The following is a 23,766-nucleotide window of genomic DNA, read 5'->3' on the forward strand; positions in this document are numbered from 1 at the left end:
GGCGCGGGAGTGGGGGGTGGGGGGTGGGGGGTGGGGCGGTTAGGTGAGGGAGGTGGCGGCGCGGAGGATGAGGGTGGCGCCGGCTAGGAGGATGACGGCGGCGGTCACCGGGGGCAGGGCGTGCTGCAGGCGGTGCGCCCAGCGGCCGGGTCGCGGCCAGCGTTTGAGGCCGCGGCGGCGGATCTCCAGCACGAGCAGCCCGGCCGCCGTGAGGGTGGCCGCCATTCCCGCGCCGTACGCCAGGACCAGGGTCACGCCGAGGACGCCGCGGCCGAGACCGATCGCCGCGAGGAGCACCACCAGGGCGGTCGGGCTCGGCACGAGACCACCCGCGACGCCCAGCCCGGCCAGGCTCAGGCGGCTGCGGGGACGGTCGTTGTGCGTACCCAAATGGTGGTGGTGTTCGTGCTCATGGGCGTGATGATGGTGGTGCGCGTGGCGTGACCGGGCCAGCAGCCCGGCCCCGACGGCGAGCACGACCACCCCGCTGGCGATGCCGAGCCACCGCAGCACGTGTTCCCCGGCGATGCCGGCGACCACGGTGATGAGCAGCCCCAGCACCAGTACGCCGACGGTGTGGGTGAAGGTGACAGTCGCGCCGACGAGGAGCGCGTCACGCGGGCGGCCGGACCGCCCGGCGAGGTACGCGGCCATGACGGTCTTGCCGTGGCCGGGCAGGGCTGCGTGCGCGGCCCCGAGTAGCGTGGCCAGGACGAAGGCGAGCAGCACACCCGTGAGTCCGAGGTTGCCGTCGCCGACGATGCCTTCGAGCGTCTGCTCGGCGCGGATGGTCCAGCTCGACCCGCTGGGCAGCGCCGCGAACACGGCGGCCGAGCCGGACCGTCCGATCTGGATGGCGGCGGTACGCGCGTCCAGCGGCGAGGACAGCAGATCCTGCGGGTAATCGCGCAGGCCGTTGGTCGGCGAGGTCGCGGGCAGTCCGCCGGCGTCGACCGCGATCCCCTCACCGGCCACGACGATCTCGCGCCAGCCGACCCGATCGGTCAGGTAGCCGTTGCTGATGTCCACCGTCGATTTCGCGGCGGACGCGGTGAGGCGGCATTCGTAGCGGCTGGTCTCCAGCCCGGCAGCGCCCGAGGCGTAGGCGAGCGTCATGCCGTCGGTGCGCCACGCGGCGGGGAGGCCGTCGAGCTTCACCGTCACGTTCGCCGCCACCTCAGCACACGTACGCGCAGCCGAGGCGGTCGGTTTGTCGGCGAGGGTCGGCAGCTCGGCCAGGTCGATCACCGCGAGCATGGTGACGGCGTCGGCCCGGACGGTGACCTGAAGGGACTGGTTCACCGAGAACTTCCCGAGCGGGTGCGCCTCGGCGCGCGCCGGCACCAGCAGAAGGCCGGCGACGGCCGCCAGTGCGAGGACCACGAGGCGTCTCATCGTTTCGCTCCTTCGATCGCGCTGCGGTGGGCGGCGTACTTGGGGTTGCCGAGCTTGGTCGCGGTGTGGATCCAGTCGAGCGCCTCGGCGTGCCGTCCGGCCAGGTGCAGCGCCCAGGCCAGGACGTCGGCGACGTCGGCGAACTTGCGGCGCTGCCATTCCCGTCGGGCGGCCGCGATGGCCTTTTCGTAGTCGCCCTTGGCGATGGCCAGTTCGGCCTCGCCGAGGTCGTCCCGTCCGCCGGCTTCGGCGAACAGGCGCAGTCCCGCCTCGGCCAGCGCCAATTGCGTCTGCGCCTCGTCCGCGCGACCGGCCTTCGCGAGTGCGTCGGCGTACTCGATGAGCAGGGTCGGGGCCGGGGTCCGGGCGGTCACCTGCGCCCACAGGTCGAGGCGGTTCTCCAGCCGTGCCAGCCCGGCGGTCGCCTGTGGGTTGCCCGGCTGCGCCGCGAGCGCGGCGCGGTAATGCGCGGCGTCCTTGGTCAGGTCGCCCAGATTGGCCTCGATGTAGGCCTTGTCCTCCGCCGCGGTCACGGACTCCAGGGCGAGCTGCCACAACCGGACGGCGTCGGCGGTCCGGCCGTGCTGCTCCAGGTCGTACGCGCCGCGGGCGTACGCGGGCAGGCTGGGCTTGATGTCGAGCAGCCGCTGCACCGCGTCCGTGGCCTTGTCCGGCTCTCCGAGCTGGGTGTACGCGTCCGCCAGAGCGGCGAGTGCGATCGAGTGATACGGGTCCGCTGTGAGGGCCTGTCGGGCCCGGTCCCGGGCGGCGGTGAAGTCGTGCCGGGCGTTGGCGAGCGCGGCCTGACCGGCCAGTCCGTCGGCGTTGCCGGGCCGCAGGCGCACCGACTCCGCGAGCGCTCCGTCTGCCTTCGGGTAGTACGCCGGATCGGCCGTCGTCCGGGCCTTCTCCACATAGGCCACGCCGAGCGCCGCCCAGCCGGGCCAGTCCCCCGGCACCTCGCCGAGCCGCTGCTGCAACTGGGCGATCTGATCGTTCTTCTGCGCTTTCGCCGGCTGTGCCGATGCCGGCCGGGGGGTGGTGTGGGTCGGTACGAGCAGGGCGGCGCCGAGGGTGAGGGCCGCGGCCACCCCGATCACCGCGAGGAACGCCTTCATGGTCAACTCCTTGCCGAATGCTGCGAACGGGCTTGTTGATCGGGCCTGTTGATCTAGGCGAGAAACGGCTGCCAGGGCGACCGTTTCTCGCCTAGATCAACTAGTTCCGCAGATGAGCGCGGGTCACGAGGCCGGCGGGACGAACGGGTTGTCCGGGTCGGACGGGGTGCCGGTGGTGCGGCGGCGCTTCATCCACCACCACATCCCGAAGCCGAGTGCGCCCATTCCGAGTCCGCCGCCCATCCAGGCCCACGCGGTGGGCGAGGTCATGACGTCGCCGACGCCCTCGAGCGCGTTCTGCGACACCGAGGGGGACGGCGACAGGGGGTCGCCGTGGTCGTCGGTCGGCATCGGGGAGGCCGCGCTCGACGGGTCCGTGGTTCCACCAGGAGTGATGGTTCCCGCGCCCCGGCCGGTGTTCGGCAGGGCCAGGTACGGGAACTGGCCAGAGAAGTCGTTGTCGTTGACGTCGACGGCGTCGCCCGCCGCCAGCGCGTCCACGAGCTTGCCGCTCTGCGCCGCCCCGGCGACGGCCTGGACGCTGATGTCCACGACGTCGTCGGTGAGCCGCCGGCCGTTCGGGAAGCCCTGCAGGTCGCCGCCGAGCACCCCCAGCCGGTTGGGCGTCTGGCTGATCTGGGTCGACAGGTTCAGCCGCAGCATCTCCGACGGCCGGAACCGGTTCGGCGAGACGTCGGCGTTGTTCAGCTGCGAGTTCAGATCGGCCTTGATCGGCCCGTTCGCCTTGGTCGTGATGCCCGTCAGATAGATCTCCACCAGGTCGTTACGCGGTGTGGGGGGTGCGGGGACCTGATAGATCGCCTGGAGCAGCCGGGCCAGTTCCGGATCGGTCACCCGGTTGACGACCTGCTGGATGCTCGCGTCCCGCGACGGCGGGATCGAGTTGAAGGCGTCCTTCAGCCCGGACGGCACGACGACCTCGTTGACCAGCGGGTTGCCCAGGCGGGAGACCTGCACGCGGTCGTTGGACAGCATCGGCTTGCTGCCGCTGATGCGTACGCGGTTGCGCTCGGTGGTGGTCCAGGCGCCGATGACCGGGTTGCGATTCACGTCGCCCTTGAGGGTCACGTCCTTGAACGGGACCTCCAGGACGATGCTGTTCACGTTGTATCCGGCCAGCGTGTCCTGGCCCACCTCGGACAGGTCGCCGCCGTACAGCAGGTCGAACACCCGCAGATCCAGGAAGAACGGGTCGTCGGCCTGGCCGGCGAACACCCGCCAGCCGCCCTGCAGCTGGACGGTGGCCTGGTCGCGCAGCTTCTGGTAGTCCGGCATGGACGCCTGACCGACCCGGGACGGCGCCACCGGGGTGTTGGTCGAGCGCGTCCGGAACGGCGCGCCGTTGAACGACGACTCCAGCGTGTAGGACTGCCGGAACAGCAGGTTCTCGTCGTCCAGTGTGGTCACCGGACCGTTGTTGTAGAGGAACGTGTTGTTTCCCCGGCGGTCGTCGGTGTTGAACTTCCAGCGGAAGACGGCGTCCTCCTTGGCGTCCCCGTCATTGTCGATGTGCAGCAGGTAGGCCGCGTCGGTCGCGAACGGGAAGTAGTTCGGGCCGCCGGCCGGTTCCGAGAACGGCGCGAAGTTCATCACGAACGTCACGTAGCCGTCGCGGTCCGGGCTGCGGAAGGCGTACAGGTCGGTGTTGTCGACGGCCGGGTCGCCGGCGATGAGTGAGGCCTCGCGGTGGCTGGACGCCGTAGCGCCCCCCGGTCCGAGGCCGTAGGCCGCGCCGGCCAGCACCAGCGCGGTGGCGGCGATCGCGAAGATGCGCCGACGGCGGAGGCTGAGCATCGGTTCCTCCCAAACGGTTTGATGGACACCGGGCATTCGCCGCCGTCACCCCCCGCGGATGGGCGTTGTCCTTTTCCCGATCCCGCGCCATCCGGCGCCCCCTCGGCTCCGAACTTCCGTATCCTCTTCGCGAAAGGACACACCCCCTCATGAAGGCGGTTCGCATGACCGCGTCGCTCGATGTCCTGCTCACCCGCGCCGCCGAAGGTGACCAGGCCGCGTTCGCCGACCTCTACGACCAGGTCGCCGGGCGCGTCCTCGGGCTCGCGACCCGCATCGTCCGCGACCCGGCCCAGGCCGAGGAGGTCGCGCAGGAGGCGCTCCTCGAGGTCTGGCGCACGGCCGCGCGGTTCGACCCCGCCAAGGGCTCCGCGCTCAGCTACCTGCTCGCGATCACCCATCGCCGTTCAGTTGATCGGGTACGCGCAGCGCAAGCCGGCGCAGACCGGGAGCGGAAGGTGGCGGCGACCGCGGCGACCCGGGAGTACGACGTGGTGGCCGAGACGGCGGAGGCCGCCTTCGAACGCACCCAGGTCCGGGTCTGCCTCGACGCGCTGACCGCCGCCCAGCGGGAGGCCATCACGCTGGCGTACTGGGGTGGGCGGACCTATCGGGAAGTCGCCGAGCTGCTCGGGGTGGCGCTGCCGACGATCAAGACGCGGATGCGTGACGGGCTCATCCGGCTCAGAGACTGTCTGGAGGTGGCGTTGTGAGTCATGACCTGCTCGCGGCGTACGCCCTGGACGCGGTCGACGCGGCCGAACGCGGCGACGTCGAACGGCACCTCGGCGGCTGCGCCGAATGCGCTCGGGAGCTGGCTTCCTTCCATCGCACGCTCGGCGAGTACGCCCAAGGCGCCGAACCGGTGGAGCCGCCCGCCTCGCTCCGCTCGGCCGTGCTCACCGCGATCGGGTCGACGCCGCAGACGGCCGGGGTCATCCGGACTCCCCTGCGTCGCCGCGTACGCCTCGTCGCGCTGGTCGCCGGAGTCGCCGCCGCTGTCGCCTTCGGCGTACTGGCCGTGCAGCAGCTCTGGCCCAGCGGAGCCCGGCCGTCGGATGCGATCGCCGCCGTCCTGGCCGCACCCGACGCGCGGGAACAGCACACGACCGTGGCCGGGGGCGGTGAGATCACGGCCGTGATCTCCGACGAGCGGGCGCAAGCCGTCGTCACCGTTCGTGGTCTGCCCACGAGCGACACCTCGCACGCGTACCAGCTGTGGATCATCCGGGTCAACGGCCAGCCCGAGTCGGTGGACGTGCTCGAACCGGGCGACGGCGACGACGTACGCCTCCTCGACGGGATCGGCGACGCGATCGGCTACGGCGTGACCCGGGAGCCGCCGGGCGGTTCGGCCGTCCCGACGCTGCCGATGCTCGCCGGCGTCCCCCTCGACTAGCGCTTCGGCTGCGCGCCCCCGCTCCCCGTTTAGCGCTGGATCAGGGTTCCGGGTCGAATCTTGGGCCAAGATTCGACTCAGATCCCTGATCCGCTGCCCTCGCCCCGAGCGGACCTATTCGGACAATCTGCGTACAACGGGGGCATCAAACCGCCATGATCGGAGCATGACCGCTGCCACGGCCGAGGCCGGCGCGGTCGGCGCTCCGGCGCTGACCTCCCGACGGCGAAACGCGATCTTCGCGACGATCGCGCTCGGGATGCTGCTCGCCGCGCTCGATCAGACGATCGTGAGCACGGCGCTGCCCACCATCGTCGGCGATCTCGGCGGCGCCACCCACCTGTCCTGGGTGGTCACCGCGTACATGCTGGCGGAGACGATCGCGACCGCGATCGCCGGCAAGCTGGGCGACCTGTTCGGGCGGCGGCTGATCTTCCAGGTCAGCGTGGTGATCTTCGTGGTGGCCTCGGCGTTCTGCGGGCTCGCCAACTCGATGATCTGGCTGATCGTGTGGCGGGGCGTGCAGGGCGTCGGCGCGGGCGGCCTGATGGTCACCGCGATGGCCCTGATCGCGGACTACATCCCGCTGCGGCAACGCGGCAAGTATCAGGGCGCGATGGGCGCGGTCTTCGGGCTGTCCTCGGTCTTCGGCCCGCTGCTCGGCGGGCTGTTCACCGATCACCTGACCTGGCGGTGGGCGTTCTACGTCAACGTGCCGCTCGGCATCCTGGTCATGATCGTGTCGTTCACGACGATGCCCGCGGTCGCCCGGGGGGCCCGGCCGATCATCGACTACCTCGGCATCGCGGTCATCGCCGCCGCGTCCAGCGCCGCGATCCTGCTGACCAGCTGGGGCGGCGTCGAATACGACTGGAACTCGCCGGTCATCATCGGACTGGGCATCGGCGCGGTCGTCGGCTTCGCGCTGTTCGTCCTGGTCGAACGCCGAGCGCGGGAGCCGATGCTGCCGCTGCGGCTGTTCGCCAACCCCGTCTTCACCGTCTGCGGGGCGCTCAGCTTCCTGGTCGGCTTCGCGATGTTCGGTGCGCTCACCTACCTGCCGACCTTCATGCAGTTCGTCCAGGGCGTCTCGGCGACCGAGTCCGGGCTGCGCATGATCCCCATGGTGATCGGGTTGTTCATCACCTCGATCACGTCCGGCACCATCGTCGGGCGGACCGGGCGGTACAAGCTGTTCCCGATCCTGGGCAACGCGGTCACCGCCGCCGGGCTGTTCCTGCTCTCGACGATGAGCGCCTCGTCGTCGATCATCACCGTGTCGCTGTTCCTGTTCATCCTGGGCCTCGGCATCGGCCTGAGCATGCAGGTGCTGACGATCGTCGTGCAGAGCGCCGTCCCCTACGCCGACCTCGGAGTGGCCACCTCCGGGGTGAGCTTCCTGCGTACGCTGGGCAGCTGTTTCGGCGTCGCCGTCTTCGGCACGATCTACAGCAACGCCCTGTCGGACCGGGTGTCCGCGGCGTCGGCCCAGCTGCCCGCAGGGGTGAATCCACAGCTGCTGTCCACCCCGGAGGGTGTGCACGCGCTGCCCGAACCGTTCAAGTCGACCGTCGTCGACGCGTACGCGTCCTCGCTGCAGACCGTGTTCCGCTGGGCGGTGCCGGTCGCGGTCCTGGCGGTCCTCATCGCGCTGCTGCTCAAGGAGGTCCCGCTGCGCGACACCGCCCGGGCGGCCGCCGGCGACCTCGACGAGGGCTTCGCGACACCGCGCAGCTCGGACCGGGTGCCGATCCTGGAGAAGGCGATCTCCCGAATCTGGCTGGCCAAGGGACCGGCCGCCGCGCCCGGGATCGTGGCCGCCTCCGGTGGTCGGCTCGACACCGCGCAGGCGTGGTGCGTGGCGCACGTGGCACTGTTCGACCAGCATCGCGGCGGCGCCCAAGTCTCGGCCATCGCCCGCAGCCACGACCTGCCCGACGCGATCCTGGAGCCGAGCGTACGCGACTGCGCGGACGCCGGATTCGTCACGATCGACGGCGACGACCTGACGCTGACCCCGGCCGGGCGGGCCGAGTTCGACCGGCTCGCCGAGGCGTGGGCGGCCTGGCTGCAACGCGAGGTCGGTGTCACCACTGTGGGCAGTGAGATGACCGACGAGGAGTTCCGAACCGCACTCCGGTTGGCGGCGCGGGAGCTGGTCACCAGCGACCAGCACGACGAGCTGGCCCTCGCTGGACGCTCCTGACCTGCGGAAAGCCGCATTCGCGCCGGTCACACGGGTGGCAAACTTTGCCAAGTTATGCCGCCGCGTCTTCCGACTGCCGAGTAACAACAGCACACTCGATGCAAGGGGGAGGACCCATCCAATAAGCGATCATCATCGCCACTCCCCTTCGGATTGTCCAGTCGGGAGGGAGAATGCGGACCTTCTATCGAGGCCCCTCGGTACACGTGAGCGATGAGGTCTTCCTGGTACGCGAGACCGCCGTGAAGGCCTTCTCGATCAACCAGTTGCGCGACGTCTTCGTCGAGATCCACGGGCGGCGCGGCCCGGTCTACGAACTGCGGGCCGTCTACTACGGACAGTTGATCAGCCTGTTCCGGACCACGGATCAGCGACTGTTCGGGCAGATCAAGCGAGCCCTGATCCGGGCGCTGGAGAACAGCGACCGCGTCTGACGTCCCCCGTGTGCGGGCCTGGCCACCTGGCCGGGCCCGCACCTTCTTGCGCGCCGGGCCCGCACTCTCCGCGCGATCATGAACTATCCGGTCGCGATCGACCGGCGTGCGCGTCCACAGCGCACTGATCGATTCCGTAGGCCCTGATCGACTCCGCGGAGTTCAGGCATTGCGACGCCAGAACTGGCGCGGGGCGTACCCGTCGCGGCGCAGCCAGTGTTCGGTGTAGACGATCCGCTCCGGCTCCACGACCACCAGCGGGTCGGCCGGGGGTTCGGCCAGCGACCGGCCGCGCTCGGCGTGCTCGTTCTCCCAGCGGAACGACGGCCAGTACCGATCCCGGTCCGGGTCGCCCGGTTCCAGTACGCGAGCCGAGCCGAACAGCTGCGCGCCACGACTGCTGGCCAGCCCGACGAGCGGCGCGAACACGCCGACGGACACGCGCGGGTCAGCGGCCAGATTCCGCATCTTGGGCGATTTGGGAGAGGCGGTGAACATGACCGCGAACTCGTGGGCGTAGAACCGAACCGGTGTCGCCAGCGGTCCGTCTGCGCCGGTCGTCGCCAGCACGCACATGTTCTGCGAGCCGAGCAGGTTGAGGATGCGCTCCTCGAGCCGATCGCGGGGAAGCTTGCGGGTGGGCGTGGGACCGGTCAGCCAGGAGCGCGTCATGCGGGGAGGATAGCGAGGTGGACTACTACCTGATCAACGGAGCCGAGCTGCACGTCGAGGAGTTCGTCCTCGCCGACGACCACACCGCGATCGCGATCGACTGCACGTCCGCCGAGGCCGCGCTGCGGATCCGCCGGGAGCCCGCGCTGGTCCGCTCGATCTCGCGGGTGGAGGCGTCGGCCGCGTTCGGCGTACTGCCGGCGCAGTTGCCGGATCGGCATCCGCTGCCGTATGCACCGCTCGTGCTGACGGATGCCGAACCTTTGTACCGCACCCTTTTCGCCGGTCGCTTGTCTACTGTGGATGATCTTATTCTGGCGTGGGAGATGACGCCGTCGGAGGAGCCGAACGTCGCCGGAGTGGCTCGGCGTACCGGGGCCGAGTGGCGGCTGCGCGACGTCGGCCCGGGAGTCGCCTGGGCGGTCGATCTGACGGCTTTCCCGGACCGCGCCGCCGATCTGCTGCCGGAAATTCGGGCGACCGCCCGCCGCTTCGGGCTGATCCCGGTCACTGTCGAACGATTCTCCTGATGGCGTGACCTGGCGGCACCGTCGCCGACCCCGTCCCGTTAGTGAACGGAAGAACTATCCGAAACGGGGTTTTCATCATGAATCGTTCCGTACGCCGGATCGCCGGCCTGACGCTCGCCCTGCTCTGCCTGAGCACCGGCTGGCCGGCCACGTCCGCCGGCGCCCACCCGGCGAAGCCGACGAAGAAATCGGCCGTCGTCCTGCCCGCGGCCACCTCGGCGAAGCCGAAGCAGGACTCGGCCATCGTCCTGCCCGGAGCCACCTCGGCCGAGGGCATCGCCCGCGGCGCGGGGAACACCTTCTACGCCGGAGACCTGTTCGCGGGGGACATCTATCGCGGGGACGTGCGGCGCAAGACCGCGGAGCTGTTCATCGACGCGCCGACCGGCCGGATGGCGCTGGGCATGAAGGCCGACCTCCCGCACAAGCTGCTGTTCGTGGCGGGCGGGTTTACCGGGCACGCCTACGTCTACGACATCCGGACCCGGGCCACCGTCGCCGACTACACGTTCGGCCCGGCGAACGGATCAGTCGTCAACGACGTCACCCTGGTACCGGGCGGCGCGTGGTTCACCGACTCGGTCCAGCCCAAGCTCTACTTCGTGCCGGTCGACGCGTCCGGCCACCCGGGTCCGTTCACGACCCTGACGGTCACCGGCCCGGCGGCCGCCCTGACCGGCGACTTCAACCTCAACGGGATCGCCGCGACGCCGAACGGCAAGACCCTGATCGTGGCGCACACCGCGAACGCCGCGCTCTACACCGTCGACCCGAAGACCGGTGCCAGCGCGCTCATCGCCGGCGTCAGCGTGCCGAACGTCGACGGCATCGTGCTGCGCGGTCACCGCCTGTGGGCAGTGCAGAACACCTCCAACCAGATCAGCCGGTTCACGCTCAACGCCGGCTTCTCGTCGGGCACCCTGGAGAAGGTCATCACCAGCCCGCTCTTCGAGGTTCCGACCACCGCCGCCCTGTTCGGCGACACGTTGGCCGCGGTGAACGCCAAGTTCGACACCGGGATCCCGCCGACCGCCACCCAGTACGAGGTGGTGCTCGTCCGGGCCTAGCGTCATTCGGGCCGGACGATCGCGTCGAGCAGCGTACGCAGGCGGGCGGTGTCTTCGGTCGTCCAGCCGGTCGGCGGCACCAGCGCCGCCCAGCCGTCGACCACCCCGGAGCCGTAGAGGTGCCCGTGGCCGGGTGGCACCTCGTTGGCGAAGGCCAAGTCCAGCAGGGTCTGCCAGAACGTGATCCCGGGGTACCACCGCATCCGTTCCGGCACGTCCGGCCCTCGGGGTCCCTTCAGCCAGGCCGGTGGCCGGATGAGCAGCTCCGGGCTGAACCAGACGACGGGGTCCGAGGAGTTCTGCAGGTAGACGACCTTCGGGCCGACCGGGGCGATCGGCGTACGCAGCTCCTCGGCCTCGTCGGCGAACCGCACGACGGAGCCGTCGCGGTAGACGGGATCCCAGACGGGCGTACCTGGGTCGCGGTGGCGGACGAGGTTGCCCCAGATCGGATTGGCGAACGGCGGCCCGACCAGCAGCGCGCCGTCGGTCCCGGCGGCCAGCGCGTCGAGGCTCCCGTACGCCGACTCGATCCCGTACGCGCCGAGGCTCTCACCGAAGACGACGAGCTTGGGCCGGGTCTGTTCGGGCATCGCCGCCCAGCGGTCGTGGACCGCCGTGACGAGTTCCCGGGTGGTCTGCTGGACCTTCTCCTGGTCGACCACGAACGAGAGCCAGCTGGGCAGGTAGGAGTACTGCATCGAGACGAGCGCGGTGTTCCCGCCGTGCATGTACTCCAGCGCGTCCGTGACGTTCTCGTCGACCCAGCCGGTGCCGGTCGCGATGACCACGCCGAGCACGGCCCGGGTGAACGCCTTGGTCCGGTCGAGTTCGCGCAGCGCGAGCTGTGCCCGCTCGTGCGCGGTCTCGGCCGAGTCCAGTCCCACGTAGACCCGAATCGGGTCGACGGCGGGCGCGCCGGTGAACGCCGTGATCTCCTGCCGGGTCGGCGCGTTGCCGATGAACGACCGGCCCTGTTTGCCCAGCGCGTCCCAGGCGACGAACGAGTTGGTCCCGCCCGATCGCAGGCCGGACAGCGGACGGTTGACGCCGGGCGCGGTCTCCCCGTTGGTCAGCGAGGCCGCCTGGCTGATGACGTTGAACGTGCCGTCGACCAGGAAGTTCTGCACGATCCCGACCGAGGCGTACGCGACGACGAGGCAGCCCGCCGTGACGGCGATGGGCCGGGGGATCCAGCGGCCGAGCAGTTGGGTGAGGAACCGGGTGAACAGCCGCAGCACGCGCGCCAGCAGCAGCAGCACGCCGAACGTCGCCAGCCCGACGACGACGGTGCCGAGGACATGGTGGACGCCGACGGGGTCCATGTCGAGCCGCTGCCGCAGGGTCTGCTGCCAGCGGGCGCCCAGCCAGAGGAAGACGGCCAGCGAGGCGGGGCCGACGACGGCCAGTACGCGCCAGGCGATCCGGGCCGGGACCGGCGGTGGCCGCTGCCAGAACACGCGGACGACCGCGCCCAGGGTGGCGCCGAGGGCGTACCCGGTGGCCGCCGTCAAGCCGCAGGCCACCCCCTGCAACGGCCATGGGCGGGGCAAGAGTGAGGGAGTCAGAGCCAGGCAGGCGAAGAGCACGGCCAGCGCGGTGCCGGTCAAGCCCAGCGTCCGCCGGATCAGCCGGGGCCGCGAAGGCGTCCGTTGATCACCGCTCATCCTGATCATGCTAAGTGGTCTAGAGCGGCTCTACCGGACAAAGTGGCCGCCATCACTGCAACTCACGTTTCCGGTCGTGACTCAAACCGGTCTAGTGCGGTATCTTGTCGCGCGTGACTCCGACCGTGATCGCGCGAGGCGATCAGCTGCGGGCCGCGGCCAAGGAACTCCGCGATGAAGTGGGACCAGGTCTGAAGGCGGCCAAGGAGAAGATCCGGGACGACGCGAGCGAGGCCGAGTTCGGGCCGACCGCGGCCCCGGCCGCGCAACAGTTCCTGAGCGCCTGGCGAGCCGAGCTGAAGGCCGTCGTCGACGCGGTCGAGCAGCTGGCCGGCTCACTGGAACGGGCCGCCGACGGGTACGACGCCGCCGACGGAACCGCCGCCAACCGCGTCCACAATCTCCGGTGACCGCCATGGCCGAGCGGGAGACGGCGGCCAAGCTCGCCGGTCTCAAGAAGGACATCCACTCCAGTTACGGCTTCTGGGGCGCCGACGACCTGGAGGACGCGGTCAGGGACGCGCTGGGCGTCGCCGCGCCGCCTGGGCAGCCGAGCACGATCTCGTCCACGGCGGACGCCGTACGCACTGCCACCATCGACGTCGACAAGGCGCTCGCCGTCGTCCAGAAGCTGCGCAAGTCGACGCTGCCGGCGGCGTGGAGCGGCGAGGCCCATGTGGCCGCCGACTGCGCCCTGCAGGCGCTCGAACGCGAGCTGGACCGGGTCTGCGACGCGTTCTACGAGGCCAGGGGCGTGTTCGCGGAGCACGCGCAGAGCCTGGGCGAGGCCCAGAAGTCCGACGAGCACGGCGTCGGCCCGCTGGAGAGCGCCCGGGACAAGCTGCGCGGTCACACCGGCTGGCTCAGCTACGACGGCGACGCCGTGACCGCCGCCCACCATGAGGCGATCGCCGGCGTCGACGACCGGAGCAAGGGCGCCGACCAGGCGCGCGACGCCGCCGAACGAGCTGCGAAGCTGCTGCGCGACCTCGCCGGGGCAGCCCGCCTGTCGCACCTGTCGGGCTCCAGCCTCGATCCGATCAGCGAGCTGACGATCGCGGACGCGGGCGGCTGCGGCGACGCCGACGAGCTGATCCTGACGCCGCTCATGGCCGACCGTGCCCGGCAGGCGATCGACAAGCTGTCCCCGGAGGACCGCAAGCGGCTCGACGCGATGCTCGCCGGGGCCAAGTCGTCCGACGAGCAGGCGTACATCCTCAAGGCGATGGCCGCGGGCTATCCGATGGACAAGGTCGCCGAGTTCGACAAGCTCATCCACGCGCACGGCGACGATCCGAAGTGGCTGCACGAGCACCTGGCGCCGCTCGACGTCAGCGACTCGTCGAACGACACCCGGGGCCAGCACAGCGACACCAAGACGATGGGCAAGGAGTGGACGCAGGGCCAGCACCCGACCTGCGTGGCCTCCTCGAACGTCATGGCCCGCACACAGGTCGACCCGCTGTACGCGCTGCAGCTGACCACCGGCGGGCATCCCGGCGACCCGGCGTACGACAATCCGGACGCGTTCGCCCAGCGGCTGCGCGACGAGCAACAGCGCGTCTACGACGACGGCCGGAACTGGGCGCAGAAGCTGCCGCTGCTCGGGTCGGACGGGATGAACTCCGGCCAGTCGGAGTCGATCGCCAACCAGAACGTCGCCTCGCACACCGGCGTCCAGTACGACAACCAGGACCTCGACAGCGCCGACGACCGGCGAGCCGCGCTGAGCAAGGCCGAGCAGGCCGTCGACCAGGGCATTCCGGTTCCGTTCGCGTCCCGCGACAGCAGCGGCGGCCATGAGATGCTGATCGTGGGCCACGACGGCGACATGGTCCAGATCTACAACCCGTGGGGCTACACCGTCTGGGTCAACGAGGACGACTTCATCAACGGGCACATGAACGCCGTGCAGAAGGGCGTCCCCACGACGCCGGCCACCATCCGGCTGCCGAAGTAAGGACGAGCGATGCAGCCCAGCCACCACACCCGCAGCCACGAGACCAACACCGACGCCGAACTGCTCGGCCTCGACGTGCCCGCGCTGCTGCGCTCCGGCCTGCCGCGGGATCCCAAGTTGTACGCCGAGGGCGCGATCGCGGCGGCGCTGGCCGCCGACCGGCTGGGCGTCCTGCCCCGGTCGATCACCTACCTGGCCGAGATCGTCCGGCGCGGCGGCATCGCGTACGCGCTCACGCTGGCCGAGCCGCTGCCGGAGCCGGAGCAGGCCGAGCTGATCACGTCGTGGCTGACGGCGGCGGCCGAGGTCCGCTGGGCCGACGGGTTCGAGGGCGGCGACGCGATGGCGCGCTGGCTCGACGCGGTCGCGGTGGTGCTCAGCGCTCGACGGTCACAGACCAGCTGACCGCCGACGACGCGGCCTTCCGCCGGTCGTTGTCGCAGCCCTGGAAGCAGTTGCTCAGCGTGATCGTCGTGGTGCCGGCCGCCGTCGCCTTGAAGGTGATCAGCCGCTCGCCGGCCCCACCGCCCGGCGCGGCGCCGAAGACGCGATCGGACAGGCTGTCGGCGACCAGTTCCGAGCCGACCTGTTCGGCGATCGCCGGGTCGGCGACGGTGGCGGTCCAGTAGTCGCCCACCGACGCGCCACGGTCGCGGACGACGAGGGTGAAGACCGATCCGTCGGAGACGGTCACGGCGGAGTGCTCGGCGTCGTAGCGGTCGCCGTAGGTCACCGTGCGATAGACGGCGACGCCGCCGATCCCGGCGGCCACAACCACGACCACAGCCACGAGGGACCAGATGAGCCAGCGTCGCATCGGCGCACTATATCTTGCCCCGGCATCCGGCGTTTCCCGTCGAAGAACGGCCCGGATCGCTACGGCCGCAGCCCGGCGAGCACGAAGTCGGCCAGTTCGTCGGCGATCTCGACGGCCTTCTTCGGGCCGTCCGGGCGGAACCAGGTGGGCATCGAGGTGTTCACCCCGAAGATCGCCCAGGAGATCACCTCCGGCGACGCGTACGCCGCGAAGACACCGGACTCCTGCGCGTCCCGGATGATTCCGCGCACGGTGTCCTGGTAGCGCCGCCACTCCGCGCGCAACGTCTGCCAGCGTTCCTCGTCGAGCCGGGACGCCTCCCGGGAGAAGACCGCCACCGCGCGCGAGTTCTCCGACGTGGTCTCGGCCAGCGACCGGATGATCTCCCGGAGGGTCGTGGCCGGGTCGGCCTTGCGGGCGACGATCGCGTCCAGCCGGGCCAGCTGATCGGCGAGCAGCGAATGGTAGATCTCGAAGAGCAGGTCTTCCTTGGCACCGAAGTAGTGGTAGAGCGCGCCCTTGGTCACCCCGGCCCGCGCCACCACCTGCTGGACCGAGGTGGCGTCGTACCCGTTCGCCGCGAACAGCTCCACCGCGCAGGCGAGAATGCGTTCGCGGACCATGCGCACATCAGAGCGCAGGCCGAGGCACGGTGTCAATTCCGACCGGTCGGTATGCCCGCCTCACCAATGGCACTGGATCAGGGTTCCCGGTCGAATCTTGAGCCAAGATTCGACACGGAACCCTGATCCGCCGCTCATTAGCCGCGTCAGGCGTGCGCGGGCACGGAAGGCGATTCGATCGAAAGGTCGCCGTCGCGAGCGTCGACGATCACCCGGGATCCGGGGCCGACCCGCCCGTCGAGCAGCATCTCCGACAGCCGGTTGTCGACCTCGCGCTGGATCGTGCGCCGCATCGGCCGCGCCCCGTACGCCGGCTCGAAGCCGTGCTCGACCAGCCACTTGATCGCGCTCTGGGTGAATTCGACGGTGACGTCCTGGGCGCGCATCTTGCGCCGGGTCTGGTCCAGCATGAGGTCGGTGATCCGTTCGAGCTGCGCCTCGTCCAGCCGGTGGAAGATGACGATCTCGTCGATCCGATTCAGGAATTCCGGCCGGAGCTGGTCGCGCAGCCGCCGCATGACCTGATCGCGGATGCGGTCCTCGCCCCGCTGAGCGGCCTCGCCGTCGGCGGAGAAGCCGAGCCCGGGGCCTTCGGCGGTGATGAACTCCGAGCCCAGGTTGCTGGTCATGATGAGCACGGTGTTCTTGAAGCTGACCGTCCGCCCCTGCGAGTCGGTCAGCCGCCCGTCGTCGAGCACCTGCAGCAGCAGGTTGAACACGTCCGGGTGGGCCTTCTCGATCTCGTCCAGCAGCACCACGGAGTACGGTCGCCGCCGTACCGCCTCGGTGAGCTGCCCGGCTTCGTCGTAGCCGACGTATCCGGGCGGCGCTCCGACGAGCCGGCTGACGGTGTGCCGCTCCTGGTATTCGCTCATGTCGAGCCGGATCATCCGGTCCTGGCTGCCGAACATCGCCTCGGCCAACGCCCGGGCCAGCTCGGTCTTGCCGACGCCGGTCGGGCCGAGGAACAGGAAGCTGCCGATCGGCCGGTTCGGGTCGCCCAGGCCGGTCCGGGAGCGCCGGATCGCCTGCGCCACCGCGCGTACCGCCTCGTCCTGGCCGACGAGCCGCTCGTGCAGCCGCTCCTCCAGGTGTGACAGCCGGTGCTTCTCCTCCTCGGTCAGCTGCTGGGCGGGGATGCCGGTGGCCCGGGCGACGATCTCGGCGATGTCCTCCGGGCGTACCTCGGGGACCTGGGTGCGATCGGTCGACGTGCGGGCTATCTCCTCGCGGATCGTCGCGATCTCGTCGCGCAGCTCGCTCGCCCGCTCGAACTGCTCGCCCGCGACCGCCTGGTCCTTGTCCCGGCCCAGCTGCTCCAGCCGCGTCTCCAGGTCCCGCACGTCGGCGGTGCCGCCGTGACTGCGCAGTTGTACGCGTGCGCCCGCCTGGTCGATGAGGTCGATCGCCTTGTCCGGCAGGAACCGGTCGGCGAGGTAGCGATCCGACAGCTCCGCCGCCGCGATCAGCGCCTCGTCGGTGAACCGCACGCCGTGGTGCGCCTCGTAGCGGTCCCGCAGCCCGCGCAGGATGTCGATGGTGTCCTCCACCGTCGGCTCCGGCACCAGGATCGGCTGGAATCGCCGTTCCAGGGCGGGGTCCTTCTCGATGTACTTGCGGTACTCGTCGAGCGTGGTCGCGCCGACCACGTGCAGCTCACCCCGGGCCAGCGCCGGTTTGAGCATGTTCGCGGCGTCAGCCGAGCCCTCGCCCTGGCCGGCGCCGACGACGGTGTGCACCTCGTCGATGAACACGATCAGCTCGTCGGAGTGCGCGCGTACCTCGTCGATGAGGTTCTTCAGACGTTCCTCGAAGTCGCCGCGATACCGCGTACCGGCCACCAGACCGGTCAGATCGAGCTGGACCGCGCGCTTGCCTCGCAGCGTACGGGGCACGTCTCCGTCGGCGATCCGCTGCGCGAGGCCTTCCACGATGGCGGTCTTGCCCACGCCGGCCTCACCGATGAGCACCGGGTTGTTCTTCGTACGCCGCGACAGGATCTCCACGCACTGCTCGATCTCGCCGGCCCGCCCGACGACGGGGTCGAGCTCGCCGGCCTGCGCGGCGGCGGTCAGGTCCCGGCCGTACTTGTCGAGGGTCGGGGTGCCCGAGCTGGTCTGCTGCTGTTGCTGGCCGCCGGCCATCCGCTCGACCGCCGCCTGCTGAAGCTTCTCGACGGTGACGCCGCGGGCGGCGAGCACGCGCCCGGCCTCGGTCTCCTTGTTGAACGTCAGGGCCAGCAGGATGTGCTCCGGGCCGAGGTAGGACGCGCCTACCGCCCGGGAGATCTGGTGCGCCTGCAACAGGACGCGTTTGGCGGCCGGAGTCAGCGCGGGCATCTGCTGCGAGGCTTCGCCCCGCTTGCCCTTGCTGGTGATCTCTTCGGCGATCGAGTCCGGGTCGGCTCCCGCGCCCGTCAGCAGCCGGCGCAACGGCGGTCGCTGGGTGACGGCCCAGAGCAGGTGCTCGGTGTCCAGGTCGCCGCTGCCGAGGTCGGCGGCCTTGGTTGCGGCCTGCTCCACCAGTTCTCGCGCGTCCTGGCTCATCAGGCGGCCGAGGTCGATCCGGCGTGGGCCGCCGGCCGGGGTCGATCCGAAGAAGCGGTTGACGAAGTCGTCGAACGGGTCGGAGCCGGACGGCCCCAAATTGCCGGTGGTCACAGCGATCTCCCCCCAGACGAAGCGGGCAACCTGGGTCGGCTACCCCACCGTACCGGCCTCAAACGCCGAGGTCTGCGGTTTGGGATGGCTACCGGTGAACGCGCAGGCCGTCCAGCACGACTTCGACGACGCGTACGCGCGCCTCGGGGTCGCCGCTGAGGTGCTCGACCGCACGGGACGTCCCGACGAGGAGTCCGAGCAGGTCGGGCACGGTGACGTCGGGCCGGATGGCGCCTGCCTGCTGCGCCCGCGCCAGCAGTACGCCCAGCGCCCGCCGGACCCAGCCGCCGACCTCCGGGGCCGCGGTGTCGACGCCGGCCCGGGAAAGAGCCTCCACCAAGGCGTTCTTCGTCGCCGCACCCTCCACAGTGGTCGTGAAGAACTCGGCGAACGCGGCGCCCGGATCGGCGCTGTCAGCGAGCCGATCAGCCAGTTCGGCCAGCCGAGCGAGCCGAGCGTGGTAGACCGCCTCGATCAGCTGTTCCTTGGTGGGGAAATGCCGGAACACGGTGCCGACGCCGACTCCGGCCATGCGGGCGACGTCCTCGGTCGAGGCGGTCACGCCCTGCTCGGCGAAGACCTGCTCGGCCGCGACGAGCAGCCGTTCGCGATTGCGGCGCGCGTCGGCACGCAACGGCGTACCCGGGGTCGTGCCTGCGGTCACGGCCACCTCCTCGACAACCGGAGTCGCGACTCCGTATAGTGGTTAACCGGAGTGATCACTCCGAAAGTGTACGACGGAGGGAAACCGTGATGACACCCCAGGACCTGTGGGACGAGCGTGTCCGGATCATCAACGAGCACCGCTGGGCCGACCTGGCCGACCTGTACGCCGAAGACTGCGTGATCGAGATGAAGTTCGCCCCGCCGACGCCGTTCCGGATCACCGGCCGGGCGGCCCTGGCCGAGCATCTGACCTCGATGACTAAGGCGCCGCTGCGCTTCGAGGTACGCGACGCCGTCATCCACGAGACGGCCGACCCCGAGACGATCATCGTCGAGTACCGGTATCACGGGACGAACACTGCGACCGGCGAGACCAACGAGATCAACAACATCCAGTTGTTCCGCAGCCGCGACGGCAAGCTCGTCGAGACCCACGACTACCACGATCATCGCGCGATCGGCGTACTGCTCGGCCGATGAGACCCGGAGCGGCCGGTGATCCGGCAGTGATCGGCTGGTGATCGGCTTCCCCGCACGTGCGCGGGGGACGACACTGACGACATGACGATCGACGAGGTCAGCCGGCCCGGCCGCGTGGCCGCTCCCGGCGAGGCGATCAGCGCCGAGGAACTCGCGCTGGCGGCCCGCAACCACGGCCTGCCGCTGGAGGCGCTGCGCTTGGAGATCACCCCGCCGGGCCTGCATTACCTGCTCGTCCACTACGACATTCCGATGATGGACGCGGACGCCTGGCGACTGCGGGTCGGCGGCCTCGTGGACGCTCCGCTCGATCTCGATCTCGCGGGCCTGCGGGCGCTGCCCGCCCGGACCGTGCGGGTGACCATGGAATGCGCCGGCAACGGCCGCGCCCGGCTGGAGCCGCGTCCGGTCAGCCAGCCGTGGCTGGTCGAGGCGGTCGGCACCGCGGAATGGACCGGGGTCCGGCTGCGCGACGTGCTCGACGCGGCGGGCGTACGCCCGGAGACCGTCGATGTCGTGTTCACCGGGGCCGATCACGGCGTCGAACGCGGTGTCGAGCAGGACTATCAGCGGGCGCTTCCGCTGTCCGAGGCTCGCCGGGACGACGTCCTGCTGGCGTACGCCATGAACGGCGCGCCGTTGCTGCCGCAGCACGGCTTCCCGCTGCGGCTGGTGGTGCCGGGCTGGTACGGGATGGCGCACGTCAAGTGGCTGGTCGGGATCGAGGCGATCGACCGGGAGTTCGACGGGTTCCAGCACACCGTGGCGTACCGGATGCGGCAGTCGCCGGACGATCCGGGCGAGCCGGTGACCCGGATCGCGCCGCGGGCGCTGCTCGTCCCGCCCGGCCACCCCGACTTCATGACGCGTACGCGGATCGTCCGCCCGGGCCAGGTGACGCTGGAGGGGCGGGCCTGGTCCGGCCGGGCTCCGGTGGACCGGGTCGAGGTCTCCGCCGACGGCGGCGGCAGCTGGATCGAGGCCGACCTCGAGCCGACCGGCGAGCATCCGTGGGCTTGGCGACGGTTCACCGCGCAGTGGCGGGCCGAACCGGGCTCGCACGTGCTCACCGCCCGCGCGGTGACGGCCGACGGCGAGGCCCAGCCCGCCGATCAGGTCTGGAGCCGGGGCGGCTTCGCCAACAACGCCGCCCAGCGGATCGACGTCCTCTGCACAGACTGAGAAGTCTTCGGCAAGTTCATCGCATACAACTCGCCCACGGGGTAATACTTGCGATATCGGAGTTTACGTCCGGATAAGGGGGTGCCGCTATGGCGAGCACACCGAGTTACGCGGAGTTCATCCGGGCCGATCGCCAGGCACGAGCGGCGCGACACGTCAACGGCGAACAGCTCAGCATGCCGACCCTCGACTGGATCGACTTCCTGCTCCGCGCGATGGTCACCGCGGTCACCGCGCCGGCTCGGTGGGTGTCCCACTCTCGATGAGGGTCCCCGGAAGTTGACCGGGCGGCCTACTCTCTGCGCATGCAGCGGGACGAGATAGACGGGGTCACCGTCGTCTGGCACCCGGCCCCCGGCCAGCTGTCGGCGACCTTGACCTTCGGGTGCGGGCTGCGGGACGAGGACGTCGACCGGATCGGTCTGACGCACCTGGTCCAGCTGCTCGTCGCGGACGTGATCGGCGTGTCGATGGACACGATGGCGTCCACGATAGACAGTAATTTCGCGGTCGCCGGGCCGCCCGAGTCGGTCGCGCAACGGCTGACGGCCGTCTGCGAGACGCTGGCCGATCTGCCGCTCGACGCGCTCGACGACGTCGCGGCCTCGGCCGACCCCGGCGACCGGTTCCTCGACCTCGACATCGACGACGCCACCCGCGACCCGTGGGGGTCGCTGCTCGCGCATCGGCTCGGCCCGGCCGGACTCGGCCTGGCCCGGTGGGCGCCCGTGGCGTACGAGCAATTCACGGAGAGCGAGGTCCGCGCGCATGCCGCGCGCGGCTTCACCACGGGCAACGCGGTCCTGGCGCTCAGCGGGCCGCCGCCGGACGGCTTGCGGCTGCCCCTGCCCCGAGGCCCGCGGACCTCGCCCGCGCCATCGGTCCACCCGGTCGTCACCACGCCCAGCTGGTACGCCGATCAGGCGGTCGCGCCCGGCATGGCGCTGACGGCGACCCCGGGTCCCGAAGCGCTGGCGGTCGTGTCACTTCTGGATGCCCGGGTGTCGTCCGCCTTGCAGGCGCATGGTTTGGACTACTGGCAGACATGCTGGTACTCCCCCGTGGACGCGTCCCGGGTGGAGATCGGGCTGAGCCTGCACGCGGTCAAGGGGCGGCGCAAAGCCGATCCGGCGTACGCCGCCGCGACGCTGTGGCGGGAGCTGCGCCGGTTGGCCCGTGGCGATCTCACCGCCGACGATCTGCGCTCGATCGCGGACGGCCGCGCGCGGTACGACGATCTGGAGCGCGCGGCCAAGGCGACCCTGTTCGACGTCACCGACGAGCCGACCAGCGATCAGCTCCGGGCGGTCGCCTCGCTGTCCCCGGCGGCGGTGGCCACGGCGGCCGTGGCGTGGCTGCGGTCGACGACGGTTGTCGTGCCCGCCGGGGTGACCGCCGACCTCGACGGCCTGACCGAGCAGCGCTGCCCCACGTCCGAAGTCGTTCCGTCCGGCGACGTGCTGCGGCCGTCACGCTGGCGGCGCTGGCGCGGTGCCGACGACCGGCTCGTCGTCGCGCCCGACGGCTTTCACCACGTGGCGGCCGACGGCCGGGTGCACTCGTTCCCGCAGACGGACGCGATGCTCATCGAACGAGGCGACGAATTGTTGCTGGGCAACACCCGGCACGGCTGCGTCGTCGACGTCAGCGAGTACGCCGGAGTCGAGCGGCTCGCCGACCACCTGCCGGTCCGGCGTCGCCGCAAGGCCGCCGACTGACTGCCCGGGTGGCGTCGCGCGGACACCACCCGGGCAGTTCCGGCCGAATCAGCTCATCACGATCCGGTCGAAGTCAGGCGCCCAACCCGACGGGTTGCCGAAACGGATGGTGTTCGCCCCGGCGACCAGGTTCAGTGTCACGACGACCGAGCCGACCGTGTCCCAGCCGCCGGTGCTGGGCGTGCTGACCGAGACCGCCGTACCGCCGTTGACACTGACGGTCATCGACCGGTTGGCGCCGGAGGCGTAGTAGACGCGTACGGCGTGCGCTCCTGCGGTGCCGCCGGTGATGCCGTTGAACTGGAGGTAGTTGGCGGTGCCGTTGCCTACGTAGCCGACCAGTGCCCCACCGGACGCGCCCGAGGAGCTGCGGGTCGCGGCCTGCCCGCCGAATGTGTTGGTGGTCGCCTCGGCCTCGACGGAGCTGCCCGACGGCGGCGCGCCGATCTGGTCCAGCCAGTTGTCGTTGGCGTGCACGACCGAGAAGGTGAGCGCCGGGCAGTCGAAGGCGCTGCCGGACGGCACCGCTCCGTCGGTCGGGGCGTTGGTGGTGTTGGCTGCGGTCCAGACGCCGTTCACGAGGACCTGGATGGAGCTGCTCTCGAAGGCCCGGCCGGCCAGACCGGTGCAGTAGTAGCCGACGCCGGTCGCCGGGTTGATCGACGTGTAGACCTCGAACATGTCCCAGCCGAACGGGAACTGGGGCAGGTCGTAGGTGCCGGAGCTGGTGTAGTACGAGTCCCAGACGTTGGTCTGATAGTTGTAGAGGTATGCCGTCCAGGTGTTCGCGGTCGTGGAGGTCTGGTGGATGTCCGTCCGGTACGCCGGACGCCCGTTGACCGTGGTGGTGTAGGTCGCCAGGAACGCGCTGTCCATCGCGGTGAGTTTGCCGACCGTGTCCCGGCCGCCGCACCAGTCCCAGGCCCACAACTTCGGCCCGGACGGGGTGTACGCCGTGGTCATCTCGATGCAGGCGCCACCGGCCGGGATGGCGGTAGGCGCGTAGACGTAGTCGCCGCCACTGGTGGTGGTGCCGCTGCCGGTCACCACGCTCTGCGTCGCGCGCAGCCCGGCGCTTTGTCCATTGGGGAAGTTGACGCCCCACGAGGTGTGTAGCTGGGCGAGGGCGGCGGCTTGTCGCGTACCGGAGAGGCGCATCTCACGGAAGCGGTCGGCGGCGGGACCGGCGGCCGCGACGGCGGCGGCTCCGGTGAGTCCCGGCACGGTTCCGCTGGTGACGACACGGGCGGCGGTGGCGTTCTGGGCCGGGATCGCCAGGGCGGCGACCATCGTCAGCAGGACAGTGGACCGCGTCAGGGCGCGTCCGGGCAGGGGTGCAGGCATGGTGAACCTTTCG

At 70.6% G+C, this 23,766-nt stretch carries 23 protein-coding genes; 13 read left to right on the forward strand and 10 right to left on the reverse strand.

From position 1 onward, the window contains the following. Positions 1-39: 39 nt before the first annotated feature. From AB0M47_RS06555 to AB0M47_RS06565, 3 genes are all read right to left on the reverse strand, one after another. A complete protein-coding gene (locus tag AB0M47_RS06555) occupies positions 40-1,395 on the reverse strand; it encodes a sulfite exporter TauE/SafE family protein (RefSeq protein ID WP_363409437.1) in 1,356 nt (451 codons plus the stop codon). Beyond that, positions 1,392-2,513 (reverse strand): tetratricopeptide repeat protein, encoded by a 1,122-nt coding sequence (locus AB0M47_RS06560; RefSeq protein WP_363409440.1) that lies wholly within the window; start codon positions 2,511-2,513, stop codon positions 1,392-1,394. The genes AB0M47_RS06555 and AB0M47_RS06560 overlap by 4 nt, the downstream gene beginning before the upstream one ends. A 123-nt stretch (positions 2,514-2,636) precedes the next feature. After that, a complete protein-coding gene (locus AB0M47_RS06565; protein ID WP_363409443.1) occupies positions 2,637-4,328 on the reverse strand; it encodes a DUF4331 domain-containing protein in 1,692 nt (563 codons plus the stop codon). Between the two features lie 164 nt (positions 4,329-4,492). Between AB0M47_RS06565 and sigK the strand changes: the two genes are divergently transcribed. The 4 genes from sigK to AB0M47_RS06585 all read left to right on the forward strand — a co-directional run bounded on the left by sigK (position 4,493) and on the right by AB0M47_RS06585 (position 8,367). Further along, a complete protein-coding gene (gene sigK, locus AB0M47_RS06570; protein ID WP_275978388.1) occupies positions 4,493-5,041 on the forward strand; it encodes an ECF RNA polymerase sigma factor SigK in 549 nt (182 codons plus the stop codon). Beyond that, complete coding sequence (locus AB0M47_RS06575; protein WP_363409446.1) at positions 5,038-5,727, forward strand: anti-sigma factor; 690 nt, start codon at positions 5,038-5,040, stop codon at positions 5,725-5,727. The genes sigK and AB0M47_RS06575 overlap by 4 nt, the downstream gene beginning before the upstream one ends. A 166-nt stretch (positions 5,728-5,893) precedes the next feature. Next, positions 5,894-7,933, forward strand: coding sequence for an MFS transporter (locus AB0M47_RS06580; protein WP_363409449.1), 2,040 nt, complete (start codon positions 5,894-5,896; stop codon positions 7,931-7,933). 206 nt (positions 7,934-8,139) lie between these two features. Beyond that, positions 8,140-8,367 carry a DUF6232 family protein gene (locus AB0M47_RS06585; RefSeq protein ID WP_253762498.1) on the forward strand — a complete coding sequence of 76 codons (228 nt, stop codon included), beginning with the start codon at positions 8,140-8,142 and terminating at the stop codon, positions 8,365-8,367. A 162-nt stretch (positions 8,368-8,529) separates the two neighbouring features. Here the strand turns inward: AB0M47_RS06585 and AB0M47_RS06590 are convergent, their stop codons facing one another. Continuing rightward, positions 8,530-9,039 carry a pyridoxamine 5'-phosphate oxidase family protein gene (locus AB0M47_RS06590; protein ID WP_363409452.1) on the reverse strand — a complete coding sequence of 170 codons (510 nt, stop codon included), beginning with the start codon at positions 9,037-9,039 and terminating at the stop codon, positions 8,530-8,532. Positions 9,040-9,056: 17 nt separating this feature from the next. Here AB0M47_RS06590 and AB0M47_RS06595 point away from each other — a divergent pair, with 17 nt between their 5' ends. Together AB0M47_RS06595 and AB0M47_RS06600 are read left to right on the forward strand one after the other, a co-directional pair. Next, positions 9,057-9,569 carry a hypothetical protein gene (locus tag AB0M47_RS06595; protein WP_363409455.1) on the forward strand — a complete coding sequence of 171 codons (513 nt, stop codon included), beginning with the start codon at positions 9,057-9,059 and terminating at the stop codon, positions 9,567-9,569. Between the two features lie 77 nt (positions 9,570-9,646). Further along, complete coding sequence (locus AB0M47_RS06600; protein ID WP_363409458.1) at positions 9,647-10,636, forward strand: hypothetical protein; 990 nt, start codon at positions 9,647-9,649, stop codon at positions 10,634-10,636. 2 nt (positions 10,637-10,638) lie between these two features. Here the strand turns inward: AB0M47_RS06600 and AB0M47_RS06605 are convergent, their stop codons facing one another. Beyond that, entirely contained in the window at positions 10,639-12,303 is a 1,665-nt protein-coding gene (locus tag AB0M47_RS06605) for an alpha/beta-hydrolase family protein (protein ID WP_363409461.1), read from the reverse strand. Positions 12,304-12,416: 113 nt separating this feature from the next. Here AB0M47_RS06605 and AB0M47_RS06610 point away from each other — a divergent pair, with 113 nt between their 5' ends. From AB0M47_RS06610 to AB0M47_RS06620, 3 genes are read left to right on the forward strand one after another with little or no spacing between them, the layout of a single operon-like run. Further along, positions 12,417-12,713 carry a type VII secretion target gene (locus AB0M47_RS06610; protein ID WP_363409464.1) on the forward strand — a complete coding sequence of 99 codons (297 nt, stop codon included), beginning with the start codon at positions 12,417-12,419 and terminating at the stop codon, positions 12,711-12,713. Positions 12,714-12,718: 5 nt separating this feature from the next. Continuing rightward, on the forward strand, positions 12,719-14,263 hold the full coding sequence (locus AB0M47_RS06615; protein ID WP_363409467.1) for a hypothetical protein: 1,545 nt from the start codon (positions 12,719-12,721) through the stop codon (positions 14,261-14,263). Between the two features lie 9 nt (positions 14,264-14,272). Then, positions 14,273-14,668: a hypothetical protein gene (locus AB0M47_RS06620; protein WP_363409470.1), complete on the forward strand. Its 396-nt coding sequence runs from the start codon at positions 14,273-14,275 to the stop codon at positions 14,666-14,668. On the opposite strand, the gene AB0M47_RS06625 is transcribed toward AB0M47_RS06620, so the two are convergent. The 4 genes from AB0M47_RS06625 to AB0M47_RS06640 all read right to left on the reverse strand — a co-directional run bounded on the left by AB0M47_RS06625 (position 14,640) and on the right by AB0M47_RS06640 (position 19,027). Next, the gene (locus AB0M47_RS06625; protein ID WP_363409473.1) at positions 14,640-15,080 is read right to left on the reverse strand and encodes a protease inhibitor I42 family protein; all 441 of its coding nucleotides are present in this window, start codon (positions 15,078-15,080) and stop codon (positions 14,640-14,642) included. The two genes, AB0M47_RS06620 and AB0M47_RS06625, sit on opposite strands and share 29 nt — an antisense overlap. A gap of 59 nt (positions 15,081-15,139) precedes the next feature. Continuing rightward, positions 15,140-15,703, reverse strand: coding sequence for a TetR/AcrR family transcriptional regulator (locus AB0M47_RS06630; RefSeq protein WP_253762489.1), 564 nt, complete (start codon positions 15,701-15,703; stop codon positions 15,140-15,142). A gap of 146 nt (positions 15,704-15,849) precedes the next feature. Beyond that, positions 15,850-18,348 carry an ATP-dependent Clp protease ATP-binding subunit gene (locus AB0M47_RS06635; protein ID WP_363409714.1) on the reverse strand — a complete coding sequence of 833 codons (2,499 nt, stop codon included), beginning with the start codon at positions 18,346-18,348 and terminating at the stop codon, positions 15,850-15,852. Between the two features lie 103 nt (positions 18,349-18,451). Continuing rightward, positions 18,452-19,027 carry a helix-turn-helix domain-containing protein gene (locus tag AB0M47_RS06640; protein ID WP_363409476.1) on the reverse strand — a complete coding sequence of 192 codons (576 nt, stop codon included), beginning with the start codon at positions 19,025-19,027 and terminating at the stop codon, positions 18,452-18,454. A gap of 89 nt (positions 19,028-19,116) precedes the next feature. Here AB0M47_RS06640 and AB0M47_RS06645 point away from each other — a divergent pair, with 89 nt between their 5' ends. The 4 genes from AB0M47_RS06645 to AB0M47_RS06660 all read left to right on the forward strand — a co-directional run bounded on the left by AB0M47_RS06645 (position 19,117) and on the right by AB0M47_RS06660 (position 22,409). Continuing rightward, complete coding sequence (locus tag AB0M47_RS06645) at positions 19,117-19,509, forward strand: nuclear transport factor 2 family protein (RefSeq protein WP_363409479.1); 393 nt, start codon at positions 19,117-19,119, stop codon at positions 19,507-19,509. An 81-nt stretch (positions 19,510-19,590) separates the two neighbouring features. Continuing rightward, entirely contained in the window at positions 19,591-20,691 is a 1,101-nt protein-coding gene (locus AB0M47_RS06650; RefSeq protein WP_363409482.1) for a sulfite oxidase, read from the forward strand. 89 nt (positions 20,692-20,780) lie between these two features. Then, positions 20,781-20,957: a hypothetical protein gene (locus AB0M47_RS06655; protein WP_253762485.1), complete on the forward strand. Its 177-nt coding sequence runs from the start codon at positions 20,781-20,783 to the stop codon at positions 20,955-20,957. A 39-nt stretch (positions 20,958-20,996) separates the two neighbouring features. Continuing rightward, a complete protein-coding gene (locus tag AB0M47_RS06660) occupies positions 20,997-22,409 on the forward strand; it encodes a hypothetical protein (protein WP_363409486.1) in 1,413 nt (470 codons plus the stop codon). Between the two features lie 48 nt (positions 22,410-22,457). Here AB0M47_RS06660 and AB0M47_RS06665 read toward each other — a convergent pair whose 3' ends face one another. Further along, the gene (locus AB0M47_RS06665; RefSeq protein ID WP_363409489.1) at positions 22,458-23,753 is read right to left on the reverse strand and encodes a hypothetical protein; all 1,296 of its coding nucleotides are present in this window, start codon (positions 23,751-23,753) and stop codon (positions 22,458-22,460) included. Positions 23,754-23,766 lie beyond the last annotated feature (13 nt).

Source organism: Hamadaea sp. NPDC051192, assembly GCF_040682475.1.
In the GTDB taxonomy this organism is placed as follows: domain Bacteria; phylum Actinomycetota; class Actinomycetes; order Mycobacteriales; family Micromonosporaceae; genus Hamadaea; species Hamadaea flava.